At 67.1% G+C, this 11,546-nt stretch carries 14 protein-coding genes; 10 read left to right on the top strand and 4 right to left on the bottom strand.

All coding sequences use genetic code 11. The features are described 5' to 3' along the window. From PV682_RS43605 to PV682_RS43590, 4 genes are all read left to right on the top strand, one after another. The coding region (locus tag PV682_RS43605) for a Zn-ribbon domain-containing OB-fold protein (RefSeq protein ID WP_319738441.1) at nt 1-375 on the top strand (375 nt) is incomplete at its 5' end. Beyond that, nucleotides 372-752: a MaoC family dehydratase gene (locus PV682_RS43600; protein ID WP_319738439.1), complete on the top strand. Its 381-nt coding sequence runs from the start codon at nt 372-374 to the stop codon at nt 750-752. The genes PV682_RS43605 and PV682_RS43600, both read left to right, overlap by 4 nt. Continuing rightward, on the top strand, nt 749-1,897 hold the full coding sequence (locus tag PV682_RS43595; RefSeq protein ID WP_319738438.1) for a lipid-transfer protein: 1,149 nt from the start codon (nt 749-751) through the stop codon (nt 1,895-1,897). Before PV682_RS43600 ends, PV682_RS43595 begins: the two co-directional genes overlap by 4 nt. 147 nt (nt 1,898-2,044) lie before the next feature. Beyond that, a complete protein-coding gene (locus PV682_RS43590) occupies nt 2,045-2,596 on the top strand; it encodes a SigE family RNA polymerase sigma factor (protein ID WP_319738436.1) in 552 nt (183 codons plus the stop codon). 10 nt (nt 2,597-2,606) lie between these two features. Here the strand turns inward: PV682_RS43590 and PV682_RS43585 are convergent, their stop codons facing one another. Beyond that, complete coding sequence (locus PV682_RS43585) at nt 2,607-2,951, bottom strand: ASCH domain-containing protein (protein ID WP_319738434.1); 345 nt, start codon at nt 2,949-2,951, stop codon at nt 2,607-2,609. 104 nt (nt 2,952-3,055) lie between these two features. Then, nucleotides 3,056-3,934, bottom strand: coding sequence for an ATP-binding protein (locus PV682_RS43580; protein WP_319738432.1), 879 nt, complete (start codon nt 3,932-3,934; stop codon nt 3,056-3,058). A 243-nt stretch (nt 3,935-4,177) separates the two neighbouring features. Here PV682_RS43580 and PV682_RS43575 point away from each other — a divergent pair, with 243 nt between their 5' ends. Together PV682_RS43575 and PV682_RS43570 are read left to right on the top strand one after the other, a co-directional pair. Next, on the top strand, nt 4,178-5,044 hold the full coding sequence (locus PV682_RS43575) for a DUF5753 domain-containing protein (RefSeq protein WP_319738430.1): 867 nt from the start codon (nt 4,178-4,180) through the stop codon (nt 5,042-5,044). Continuing rightward, complete coding sequence (locus PV682_RS43570) at nt 5,041-5,262, top strand: DUF397 domain-containing protein (protein WP_319738429.1); 222 nt, start codon at nt 5,041-5,043, stop codon at nt 5,260-5,262. Before PV682_RS43575 ends, PV682_RS43570 begins: the two co-directional genes overlap by 4 nt. 60 nt (nt 5,263-5,322) lie before the next feature. On the opposite strand, the gene PV682_RS43565 is transcribed toward PV682_RS43570, so the two are convergent. Together PV682_RS43565 and PV682_RS43560 are read right to left on the bottom strand one after the other, a co-directional pair. Then, a complete protein-coding gene (locus PV682_RS43565; protein WP_319738442.1) occupies nt 5,323-5,778 on the bottom strand; it encodes a very short patch repair endonuclease in 456 nt (151 codons plus the stop codon). A 314-nt stretch (nt 5,779-6,092) separates the two neighbouring features. Next, entirely contained in the window at nt 6,093-7,409 is a 1,317-nt protein-coding gene (locus PV682_RS43560) for a DNA cytosine methyltransferase (RefSeq protein WP_319738428.1), read from the bottom strand. 124 nt (nt 7,410-7,533) lie between these two features. Between PV682_RS43560 and PV682_RS43555 the strand changes: the two genes are divergently transcribed. The 4 genes from PV682_RS43555 (at nt 7,534) to PV682_RS43540 (ending at nt 11,394) form a co-directional block, all read left to right on the top strand. Next, nucleotides 7,534-8,391, top strand: a complete 858-nt coding sequence (locus PV682_RS43555) for a GIY-YIG nuclease family protein (RefSeq protein ID WP_319738427.1) — start codon at nt 7,534-7,536, stop codon at nt 8,389-8,391. A 360-nt stretch (nt 8,392-8,751) separates the two neighbouring features. After that, nucleotides 8,752-9,117, top strand: coding sequence for a hypothetical protein (locus PV682_RS43550; RefSeq protein ID WP_319738426.1), 366 nt, complete (start codon nt 8,752-8,754; stop codon nt 9,115-9,117). 164 nt (nt 9,118-9,281) lie between these two features. Next, nucleotides 9,282-10,937 carry a long-chain fatty acid--CoA ligase gene (locus PV682_RS43545; protein ID WP_319738424.1) on the top strand — a complete coding sequence of 552 codons (1,656 nt, stop codon included), beginning with the start codon at nt 9,282-9,284 and terminating at the stop codon, nt 10,935-10,937. A gap of 46 nt (nt 10,938-10,983) precedes the next feature. Next, a complete protein-coding gene (locus tag PV682_RS43540; RefSeq protein WP_319738421.1) occupies nt 10,984-11,394 on the top strand; it encodes a VOC family protein in 411 nt (136 codons plus the stop codon). Nucleotides 11,395-11,546 lie beyond the last annotated feature (152 nt).

Here is an 11,546-nt window from a genome sequence, read left to right as displayed (position 1 = left end):
GACAACTCCCCTTTCTGGGACGGCGTCCGGCACCACCGCCTCCTCCTCCAGCGCTGCACCGCCTGCACGGCCCTGCGCTTCCCGTGGCTCCCCGGCTGCGCCGAGTGCGGCTCCCCGGACTGGGACACGCGGGAGGCGTCCGGCGAGGGCACGGTCTACTCGTACGTCGTCATGCACCACCCCCCGTTCCCGGCCTTCGACCCCCCGTACGCCGTCGCCCTGATCGAACTCGCGGAAGGCCCGAGGATGGTGAGCAACGTGCTCGGCGTGCCGTACGACAAGGTCCGCATCGGGATGCCGGTGACGCTCGAATTCCGGGCGTACGACGAGGAGTTGACGCTCCCGGTGTTCCGCGCGGGGGAGGGCCCGGCATGAGGGAAGGCACCGAACTCCCGCCGCTCGCCGTCGAGATCACCCGCACGCTGATCGTCGCCGGGGCGATAGCGTCCCGCGACTACCAGGACGTCCACCACGACCCCGAGGCCGCCCGCGCCAAGGGCTCCCCGGACATCTTCATGAACATCCTCACGACCAACGGCCTGGTGGGCAGGTACATCACGGACCACTTCGGCCCCGACTCCCGCCTGCGCAAGGTCGCCATCAGGCTGGGAGTCCCCAACTACCCCGGGGACACCATGGAGTTGACGGGCCGGGTCGAGCGGGTCGAGGGCGACGAGGTGACGGTCCGGGTCACCGGCGAGAACAGCCGGGGGCGGCACGTGACGGGCACCGTGGAGGTGACGGTCCGATGACCCTCGCCGGACGCGCGGCCATCGCCGGCATCGGCGCCACCGAGTTCACCAAGGACTCGGGCCGCAGCGAACTGCGCCTGGCCGCGGAAGCCGTACGCGCGGCCATCGCCGACGCCGGACTGCGCCCCACGGACGTCGACGGCATGGTGACGTTCACGATGGACACGAACCCCGAGATCACCCTCGCGCAAGCCTGCGGGATAGGAGAGCTGGGGTTCTTCGCCCGGGTCCACTACGGCGGCGGCGCGGCCTGTGCGACGGTCCTGCAAGCGGCGATGGCGGTGGCGACGGGTACCGCGGAGGTCGTCGTCTGCTACCGCGCCTTCAACGAGCGCTCGGGCCGCCGCTTCGGCTCGGGGGTGACCCGGCGTGAGCCGTCCGCGGAAGGCGTCGCCCTCGGCTGGACCCTCCCCTTCGGCCTCCTCACCCCCGCGTCGTGGGTCGCGATGACCGCCCAGCGCTACCTGCACACGTACGGCCTCACCCCGGAGGCGTACGGCCACGTGGCGGTCGTCGACCGCAAGCACGCCGCCACCAACCCCGCCGCGTACTTCTACGGTCGTCCCATCACCCTGGAGGACCACGCGGCGTCGCGCTGGATCGTCGAGCCCCTGCGCCTCCTCGACTGCTGCCAGGAGACCGACGGCGGCCAGGCGCTGATCGTGACGACCCCGGAGCGCGCGCGGGACCTGGCGCGGCCCCCCGTACTCGTCGCGGCGGCGGCGCAGGGCGCGGCGAAGGGGCAGGAGGCGATGACCGGCTTCTACCGGGGTGACCTGGCGGGACTCCCCGAGATGGGGGTGGTCGCGCGGAGACTCTGGCGCGCCTCGGGACTCACGCCCGCCGACATCGACGTAGGGATCCTGTACGACCACTTCACGCCGTTCGTCCTCATGCAGCTGGAGGAGTTCGGGTTCTGTGGTCCTGGGGAGGGATGGGGCTACGTCGCGGAGGAGCGGCTCGCGCTGAACACACACGGGGGGCAGCTCGGGGAGGCGTACCTCCACGGTATGAACGGTATCGCCGAGGCCGTACGGCAGCTGCGCGGGACGGCCGTCAACCAGGTGGCTGGGGCGGAGAGCGCGCTGGTGACGGCCGGTACCGGGGTACCGACCTCCGGTCTGATCCTTACGGCGGACAGCTGACCCCCCAGGGGTCATCCCGTAGTACCCGGGTGCCGTCGCTCCACCTTCAGGAGGTGGGGCCTGCCCTACCCCTACAACCTGAGGGGGACTCGTCTTCGGGACCTGCGGGCGATCCGGACGACACGGTCTCCCTCCTAGCGTGGAGACATGACCACACCCGTCTGCACCAGCGCTTCGAACCGCGGGGCGCGGACCACCGTCCGCCCGTACCCGTCGTTCGCGTCCTACGTCCGGGACCGGCAGCCGGTGCTCCTGCGCACCGCCCGCTCGCTGACCGCGAATCCGTGCGATGCGGAGGACCTCCTCCAGACCGCCCTGGCGAAGACCTACGTCGCCTGGGACCGCATCGAGGACCACCGCGCGCTCGACGGCTACGTCCGCCGCGCCCTCCTCAACACGCGCACCTCCCAGTGGCGCAAGCGCAAGGTCGACGAGTTCACGTGCGACGAGCTTCCCGAGCCCTCGTTCGCCCTCGACGACCCGGCCGAGCAGCAGGCACTCCACGACGCGATGTGGCGAGCCATCCTGAAGCTCCCCGCCCGCCAGCGCGCGATGGTAGTCCTCAGGTACTACGAGGACCTCAGCGAGGCCCAGACCGCCGAGGTCCTCGGCGTCTCGATCGGCACGGTGAAGTCGGCGGTGTCGCGGGCGCTGGGCAAACTCCGCGAGGACCCTGAGCTGGAGCTGGCCCGCGACTGAGGGGGCCTGCTCAGACGCCGATCAGCTCGATCCCGATCGCCAGCGCGCCCAGCGCCTCCTTCTCCGGCGGGTAGATGGCCCGCATCGCGGCGAGCTGCTCCTCCCGAGTGGCCGTAGGGTTCACGGCGTCCGGCCCCTCCCCGTCGAGCAGCGCCCCGAAGTCGGCGTACTCGGTGACCCGGGTGACCCGTACGTCGCAGGTATCACCCGCCCCCTCCACCCGGAACCGGATCACGTCCCCCTCGACGAGATCCGCGTGCCGCGGATACCGCACCCGTACCTCGACCGTCTTCACCCCGGCCACCACCAGGTCGTAGTACTTCCGGTGCAGGCGCAGTTCTCGGACGGTGGTCATCCTTTGTTCCTCCTGCGGCAGGGCGGTCGTACGCGGCTTGTAGGGTCGGGCTCGGCGGGTCGGCCCGGAGTCTCCTACACCCCGGGGCGACCCGTTCCCGTACGTCAGCGACCCCGTACCCCCGCCGCCCCCAGGAGCACCCGGCCCTCGGCGCCGGCGCGCCGGATCAGCTCGGCGGCGTCCTCGACGCCGACGCCCACGGGGAGCGCGTCGAGGCAGACGGCCAGGCATACGGCGCTGCCCTGACCGACCTGCGTACGCCACTTCTCGTCGGCGTCCGGTACGCGCAGCAGGCAGTGCTCGTGCCCGTAGTCGAGCGCGACCGTCCGTCCGCCCAGCCGGAGCCGGTCCCCGATGCCGGGCACGCGCTCGGCGGCGGGCCGCAGCCGCAGGGCGGTGCCGATGGCGCGCAGCCCCTTCTCGATCGACTCGGCGGTCTCGTTCGGGCGGTACGGCGGCGGATGCCCGATCAGCAGCCACGGCGTGACCCCGGCGGGCGTGAAGTCCAGCCACGTGAGGACGGTGAGCCCGGCGACGAACCCGGCGCCGGGTGCGGACACCTTCGGCGCGCGTACCCGCGCCCAGACGACCTTGCCGAACGGCGCGGGCCGACACCCCCAGTCGTCCCCGCAGACGGCGTCCAGGATGAACAGCCCCCGCCCCCTTCCGCGTTCACCAGATTCCGGCCGCCGCCTCGGCGCACGCCGGGTGGGGTCCTGGACCTCGATGCGGGCCTCCTGGTCGTCCGCGTCGATGGTGATCCGGATCGAGTCGCCGGGTTCGGTGCCGTAACGGATGGCGTTGGTGGTCATCTCTGAGGTCACGAGGGCGATGTTCTCGACGTAGTCCTCAGGTACGCCCGGTACGTGGTACTCGACGTACGCACGTACGAATCTCCGGGCGACTCCGGCGGAGGAGGGGTCGCCGGGGAGTACGAGAACCGGCGGCGGTGCGGGCGAGGTTGCTAGTGGTCGTTCGATCATGCAAATCCCCTCATGGGAGACGGCCACTCTGCGCGTCGGATGCATGACGCGAGCGTGGCTTCATGTGCATTTCGCCACACTAGGTTGCTCCCCAATCGACCTGTGACGCAAGCAGTTCCGTGATTCTGTAGAAATTTGCATATGACTGTTCGAGTAGGGGAGGGCATGTCAAGTACGCAGGTGACAGGTGATGAGACGGCGCGGCAGACTGTCCGCCAGGACTCGGGAGGGGACGGATACGACGTGAGTGCGCCCACTGTGCGCCGTCGGCGCCTTGGTGCGAAGCTCAGGGCACTTCGCGGTGACTTCACCCTGGAAGAGGTTTCGGAGCGTTCGGGCGGCCAGTTCGTGACGTCCAAGCTGTCGCGCATCGAGACGGCGAAGAGTCCGGCCAAGGCGAAGGACATCGACGCGTTGCTGGATCTGTACGCCGAGTTGGGGCGTGAGGTCGACGACGAGTTGCGTGCCGCGTTGATCGCGCTCACCAAGGAGGGCGCGCAGCGGGGGTGGTGGCATTCGTATCGGGGTGTACTTACGCCCGTGTACGAGGACTTGATCAGCCTGGAGGCCGAGGCGGAATCGATCTCCTGGTGGCAACTGGGCGCCATCCCTGGCCTGCTCCAGACCGGCGAGTATGCGCGGGAGTTTATGCGGGCAGCCGCGATGTCCGAGGCTGTCGAGGCACGGGTCGATGCCCTGGTCGAGGTGAGGCTCGCGCGTCAGGCGGTGCTCACGCGCGATGAGCCCCTCACTCTGTGGGCGATCATTGCCGAGGGTGCTCTACGGTCCACGTCGGAAGTCGACGGCCTGATGCACGACCAGTTGGGCCGACTCCTCACCATGGGCAAGCGGCCGAACGTCAACGTACAAGTACTGCCTTCCGGCGCCCCGTTGAACGTTGGCCAGCTGGGTAGCTTCGCGATACTCGGGTTCGGGCCTCACGCGGACCTTGACGTGGTGCACACAGAGGGGCTGACCACGGCCCTGTACATCGAAGAGCGCGACAAGGTCGCCGCTCACCGGGATGCCTGGCAGCGCCTGAGCGCTGCGGCGCTCTCGGTCGAGGCTTCGGTGGAACTGATCACAGAAATAAGGAAGAGCACGACATGACCCACGTTGACGACGCCTCGACTCTCCCTCTGGCGTGGCGGAAGTCCTCGTACAGCGACGCAGGGACGCAGTGCGTCGAGTGCGGCGTCGTCGACGACCGAACGATCGCCGTCCGCGACAGCAAGACCCCCCACGGCCCTGCTCTTCTGCTGGACAGAGGACGCTTGGCTACGTTCGTCGAGGCGATCGCTGATGGCCGGCTAAGCACGACCGACTGATCCAAAAGGACCAACGACGGCGCTCCTTACGGGCTTTCCGCAGCCGCAAGGAGCGCTGTGTCACCGCCTTGACCTCACTGCCTGGAGCACCGCTTGCGCCGCTCGCTCCGGATCTTCGTGCTCCCATACACGGATGACGAGCCAACCCGCGTTGCGCAGGGCTTCGTTGGTCTCGGTATCACGTGCCTGGTTTCCGGCAATCTTCTCTTGCCAGAATGCCGCCCCTTTCTTCGCGGGCCGGTGGTGTTCAGGGCAGCCGTGCCAGTAGCAACCGTCGACGAAGACGGCGACGCGGACCTTGGTGAATACCACGTCGGCTGTCCGGCGTAGATCGGGGAGCGGTCTGACTCCCACGCGGTATCGCAGCCCGTGTCTGTGGAGCGCGGACCGCAACAGCTTCTCGGGCTTCGTGTCCCGTCCCTTGTTGGCGGACATGACCGCTCGGGACGCGGCGGAGGAAGCTCGTGAGCTGGGAGGTACGGTCTCGGTGGTCACGAGACCGGCAACGTGAGCCATCTGCCATGCCTGCGCCAGGTTCGCGGCGCGCGTCTCGGCGTCTACCTCTCCGACATACCGTTCCTGTGTCTCGCCCTCTTGGGACCACCGTAGGTACGCGCGGATACGGCGAGTGCCGCGATAGAGACGCAAGGCGATAGATGCCCGCGCGAATCGGCCCTCGCCGAGGTCGACCGCGCGAGCGAGGCGGCTGCTGGCGGCCCGGTCCTGCTCAGAAGCTCGGGCCTCCCTGCTCATCCCTGCCCGCGGCTTCCACGCCCGATCGGGAGGCATCCGATCCTTCCAACGCCTTTGTCGATCGTTCGCGGCTTCGGTCATTTCCGCTTCTCCGGGTCCTCCAGAGCCCCAACTGACTTGAGAGCTTCGGCGACGGCCTTTGAGAAGGCCGTCCCGAGCTTGACGGGCACGGCGTTGCCCAGTTGCCGCATCTTCTCTCCCCGTGGCCCGCTGAGAAGCCAACGGTCCGGGAAGGTCATGACTCGTGCGGTCTCGCGCACGGTCATGTAGCGGTATCCGTCTCCACCCCCGAAGTTCGCGAAGTTCGCATCGTCGAGTTGCATGACGGATTCCCCGCCCGGGACGCCGTGTACGCCCGCTTTCACAGTCTTCGCGGGCCGGTCCAGCAGGTTCGGGGTGTGCCCGGTGTACATACGAGCCCCAGGCCATCCGATGTGATCGGGGACGGTGCCCACGGGGAGCTTGTTCTTTACGGCTTCTTCCGTAACGTACGGAAGGGGATTCCCCTCGTTCTCATCGATTCCCTCGATAGCGTCACGCAGTGTGCGCCATGGCTCCAGCTTCAGCTTCTCCTTGACCTTCTTGTTCTCGTAGTCAAGTGCCGGAAGGTTGGCGATGACACGCTTGCGTACATCGGCAGGTACCTTCTTGTGTCGTTCTGTCCAGTAGGGTCCGCCCTCGCGCATGGAATGGATCAACGACTCTTCGGAGTGTGTCTCCTTGGGCATGAACTTGGCCCAGTCGATACCGAGATCGGCGCGGAATGCGATGATGATCACTCGCTTTCGAATCTGTGGCACGCCGTAGTCGGCCGCGTTGACCTCCATCTCCTTGACCATGTATCTCTCGGAGAGGTCAACGGAGTCGTTGGCGATCCGCTTCTCAAGGGTTTCGTTGTGCTCTTCCCACGTTGCTTCCTTGTCGCGCTCCACGAACGGAAGACGCATTTCGTTCAAAATGTATTTGAAGTAGGGCTCGAAGGACGGCCGGAGCAAGCCGCGCACGTTCTCGCAGATGACTGCCTTTGGCCGCATTTCCCGAATGGCGCGGAACATCTGCGGGAACATGTTCCGCTCGTCTTCCATGCCCTTGTGCGCGCCCCCTAGGCTGAATGGCTGGCAGGGTGGTCCACCGGCGAGGACGTCGACCTCGCCCGTGACGACATCGGTGAAGTCGATGTCACGTACGTCGCCTGGAATGAGCGGCCAACGAGTGGTCGGCTCGTTTGGGTCCGGCGGGTTGCCGCTCAGGGTTTCGCACGCCCGCTTGGCGTACTCGTTCACCAGGAGCGGGCGGAAGCCCGCCGCGTGCACAGCCATCGCGAGCCCTCCGCCGCCGGCGAACAGCTCGACACAGGTCCCTACCTCTTGGCGTTCTTCTCGCAGCTCAGGCATGAGAGAAGCGTACCGCGGAGTTTGTGATCATGGCGGCGTATCCCGCAACTTATCTCGCGTGTCCCCCAGTTGCCCCAGGTAGGGTGCGCGTGATCAGGAGTTTCATAGGGGACGGGGTGCCCACATGACCGACCAGTTCAGCGATCAGTTCCGCCTCAGCATCACCAGAGCGCTCGGTGATCAGTTGGCGGAGGCGTTGGACAAACTGACTCCGGCACCGCTGACTCAGGAAAATCTCGACGCACTGGACGAACGCGCCAGGATTGAGAAGCTACAGAGTCGTTCCGGGGTCTATCAACTACACCGAGGGCCCGATCAGGATTTGGTCTATGTAGGAAAGGCCGACAAACCGCTGTCGTCCCGCCTGGGTAATCATCTGCGTAAGATCTCCGGGCGTCGAGAGATCTCGATAGACGAGATGACGTTCAAGTGTCTCTACGTCGCGGAAGACTTTTCGGCGGTCGCTCCGGAAAAGCTTCTCATCAAGAAGTACAAGGCATCCGGCCACATCCCTTGGAACGCGAACGGGTTCGGTAACAAGGACCCCGGCCGCAACCGGGACAGGACCGTACTCAAGGCCAATCACTTCGACATGTTGTTTCCCATCGACCTTCACCGTATGGTCGACGGGCTGACTCCGGGCGAGCAGTCACTGCATGATCTGCTTCAGCAGATGAAGCAGGGTCTGCCGTACAACTTCCGCTACAAGGAGTCGTCGCAGTTCAAGAACATCGCCGTAGCGGTCCCCGAATTCGAGATGACGGCGAACGGCGTGTTCGAACTCGTGGCGCGAGCGCTTCCCTCGTCGTGGCAGATCAGCGCTCTGATGGGGTACGTGATCATGTACGACGACCGCGACACGGAGTACGCGAGCGCGTGGCGCTACTACCGGGGCGATGAGGTACTTGAGGCCCAGCCCGCCTCGAAGGCGGCGGGCGACGTCGACGAAGACTCCGAAGAAGACGAGGACGACGAGGCGTAGCCGCATACGCGGAAACGACAACGGCGTCTCTGGCTCAGCGCGCAGTCGGGCCAGAGGCGCCGTTCGTGGTGTCAAGTGCGTTTCGATCACCGGGACGTACGACAGGCTGCTTGCTGTGTGGGGTGGCCGGCCAGTCCGTGACGTGGTGTGGCCGGACGGTGCATCGCGCGGATGACGTGACGTCACCGCCAACTCACAGAAAAAGTTGCCGAGTTCGCTGGGATTTGCTTCAACTCGGCGATCTCGGTGCTACGGTGCTCCTCAGCCACAACAAAAAGTGGCCCCACCAGGACTCAGAGTGCAGCAAACACTCTGCTGATGGGGCCTGACGACAATCTCTCGCTAAAGGAACCTGTCGCCATGCGCAACTCTATCGCGCACGCCTTTTTGGCGTACCTCTGCACCCTGATCGCCCTCCTCCTGCCCGCCACCGGTAGCCGCCGCAAGTGCTGCGTGAAAGCCCCCGCAGCCCCGGCCCTCGAGCCCGTCATTCCCGAAAGCCCCTGGTCACGCCCCTGGACCTCGCCGTCCAAGGAAGAGGCCGCCGCGATCTTCCGGCGGCAGGCCGAGGCGCGGGCGTGGGCCGAGGCCGCCGAGGTCGAGCTTCAGCGGGAGCGGCGGCGGGCTGCGGCGTACGCGGCTGCGGGGCTGGAGTATCCGTACACGTACGAGGGCGCTCCGTTCGGGGCGGAAGCGTTTGCCAATGTGATGCCGGAGAGTGCTTGAGGGGGTGATCGGGGGCGGATCGCTGTTTCGCTCACCTGGGTATTTGACCTTCGCTTTAATGTGAGCCGATCGATCGGCCCCTTCCTAGTGACATACCGATCGGTATGTGCGCAGAATCGGCCTCAACCAGTTCCGTCGCAGGCAATGTCGCCCGGGAGGACGCCGTGCAGAGCACGATGCAGGACGTACCGCTGCTGATTTCGAGGATCCTGACGCATGGGGCCGCGATCCATGGGTCCTCGCAGGTGACGACCTGGACGGGCGAGGTGGAGCCGCAGCGCCGGAGTTACGCCGAAGTGGCGGGCAGGGCGGCCCAGTTGGCGCATGCGCTGCGCGATGAACTGGGAGTGACCGGAGATGAGCGGATAGCGACTCTCATGTGGAACAACGCGGAACATGTCGAGGCATACTTCGCGATTCCCTCCATGGGCGCCGTCCTGCACACCCTCAACCTCCGCCTCCCTCCCGAGCAGTTGGTGTGGGTCGCCAACCACGCGCAGGACAAGGTCGTCATCGCCAACGGCTCGCTGCTGCCGCTGCTCGTTCCGCTGCTGCCGCACCTCAAGACCGTTGAGCACGTGGTGATTTCGGGGCCCGGGGACCGGTCCGGGCTCGCGGGCGCGGCCGTACGGGTGCACGACTACGAGGAGCTGATCGCCGGGCGGCCGACCGCGTACGACTGGCCCGAGCTGGACGAGCGCAGTGCCGCGTCGATGTGCTACACGTCCGGAACTACCGGTGATCCCAAGGGAGTTGTCTACAGTCACCGGTCCATCTACCTGCACTCCATGCAGGTCAACATGGCGCAGTCGATGGGGCTCACGGACGAGGACCTCTCGCTGATCGTCGTGCCCCAATTCCACGTGAACGCCTGGGGGTTGCCCCACGCGACCTTCATGACCGGCGTCAACATGCTGATGCCGGACCGGTTCCTCCAGCCCGGGCCGCTCGCCGAGATGATCGAGTCGGAGAAGCCGACGCACGCCGCCGCCGTGCCGACGATCTGGCAGGGCCTGCTCGCCGAGCTCAAGGCCCGGCCGCGCGAGGTGTCCAGCCTTCAGCAGGTCACCATCGGGGGATCCGCCTGTCCGCCCGCGCTGATGACCGCGTTCGACGAGCTCGGGATGCGGGTCTGCCACGCGTGGGGGATGACCGAGACGTCCCCGCTCGGCACGATCGCCCGGCCGCCCGCCCATGTCATCGGTACGGACGAGGAGTTCGCGTACCGGGTCACGCAGGGGCGGTTCCCCGCCGGGGTCGAGGCGCGGCTCACCGGTCCCGGGGGTGAGCGAGTGCCGTGGGACGGGGCCTCCGCCGGTGAGCTCGAAGTCCGCGGGCCCTGGATCGCCGGGGCGTACTACAACGGGCCCGACGCCGAACTCCTGCGGCCCGAGGACAAGTTCAGCGCGGACGGGTGGCTCAAGACGGGTGATGTGGGGACCATCTCTCCCGACGGGTACCTCACGCTCACCGACCGGGCGAAGGACGTCATCAAGTCCGGGGGTGAGTGGATCTCGTCCGTGGATCTGGAGAACGCGCTGATGGCGCACCCCGCTGTCGCCGAGGCCGCGGTGGTCGCCGTGCCGGATGCGAAGTGGGGGGAACGGCCCCTCGCCACCGTCGTGTTGAAGGAGGGGTCGGCCGCCGACTTCGCCGAGCTGCGGGCCTTCCTCGCGGACGAGGGGGGCGTCGCCAAGTGGCAGCTGCCCGAGCGGTGGACGGTGATCGAGTCCGTGCCGAAGACCAGCGTCGGCAAGTTCGACAAGAAGGTGCTGCGGCGGCGGTACGCGGAGGGGGAACTGGAGGTCACGGAGATCTGACGGGGCGCGGCGCCTGGCTCCCGCGATCTCGTGACAGGATCGCGGGATGCTACGACTCACCGACTTCATCATCGACTGTCCGGACACGATGAAGCTGGCCGCCTTCTACTCCGAGGTCACCGGGGTGCCGGTCAAGGAGGACAGCAACGAGCACTGGGCCGGGATCCGGTTCGGTGCGATCGAGCTGGCCTTCATCCAGGTGGAGGACTACCGCGCCCCCCAGTGGCCCGACGCCGAGCACCCCAAGCAGTTCCACCTCGACTTCGAGGTCGACGACATCGAGGCGGAGCAGCGCCGGATCCTGGACCTCGGCGCGAGCCTCCAGCGGGACTGCACGGACGCGGAGGGCTACGGCTTCCGCGTCTACACGGACCCCATCGGCCACCCGTTCTGCCTGTGCCGCAACAAGGGCGTGACCTGGACGGACGAGGGGCCGGTCTGGCCCGAGCGAGGCTAATGGACCGGGGTTCGGTGCGGCTGGGGTGGGGGCGTTGGCGCTTGCCCGCGCTTGCGGGGTGCCTCCCCCAAGCTCTTCGAGCAGGGGGGACCCCCAGCCCACCCGTGCCGCCCCATGGGGGTACCTCCCAGGCCTTTCGGGCACTGGGGGAG

The organism is Streptomyces niveiscabiei (assembly GCF_033794345.1).
GTDB classification, from domain to species: Bacteria; Actinomycetota; Actinomycetes; order Streptomycetales; family Streptomycetaceae; genus Streptomyces; species Streptomyces niveiscabiei.
The sequence above is the reverse complement of the archived record's forward strand: the minus strand, read 5'-3'. Positions and strand labels throughout refer to the sequence as shown.

Excerpts from the sequence above, each read along its gene's own strand:
- PV682_RS43600 (WP_319738439.1), top strand. The coding sequence starts at position 372 with ATGAGGGAAGGCACCGAACTCCCGCCGCTCGCCGTCGAGATCACCCGC.
- PV682_RS43595 (WP_319738438.1), top strand. The coding sequence starts at position 749 with ATGACCCTCGCCGGACGCGCGGCCATCGCCGGCATCGGCGCCACCGAG.
- PV682_RS43590 (WP_319738436.1), top strand. The coding sequence starts at position 2,045 with ATGACCACACCCGTCTGCACCAGCGCTTCGAACCGCGGGGCGCGGACC.
- PV682_RS43585 (WP_319738434.1), bottom strand. The coding sequence starts at position 2,951 with ATGACCACCGTCCGAGAACTGCGCCTGCACCGGAAGTACTACGACCTG.
- PV682_RS43580 (WP_319738432.1), bottom strand. The coding sequence starts at position 3,934 with ATGATCGAACGACCACTAGCAACCTCGCCCGCACCGCCGCCGGTTCTC.
- PV682_RS43570 (WP_319738429.1), top strand. The coding sequence starts at position 5,041 with ATGACCCACGTTGACGACGCCTCGACTCTCCCTCTGGCGTGGCGGAAG.
- PV682_RS43565 (WP_319738442.1), bottom strand. The coding sequence starts at position 5,778 with ATGGCTCACGTTGCCGGTCTCGTGACCACCGAGACCGTACCTCCCAGC.
- PV682_RS43560 (WP_319738428.1), bottom strand. The coding sequence starts at position 7,409 with ATGCCTGAGCTGCGAGAAGAACGCCAAGAGGTAGGGACCTGTGTCGAG.
- PV682_RS43555 (WP_319738427.1), top strand. The coding sequence starts at position 7,534 with ATGACCGACCAGTTCAGCGATCAGTTCCGCCTCAGCATCACCAGAGCG.
- PV682_RS43550 (WP_319738426.1), top strand. The coding sequence starts at position 8,752 with ATGCGCAACTCTATCGCGCACGCCTTTTTGGCGTACCTCTGCACCCTG.
- PV682_RS43540 (WP_319738421.1), top strand. The coding sequence starts at position 10,984 with ATGCTACGACTCACCGACTTCATCATCGACTGTCCGGACACGATGAAG.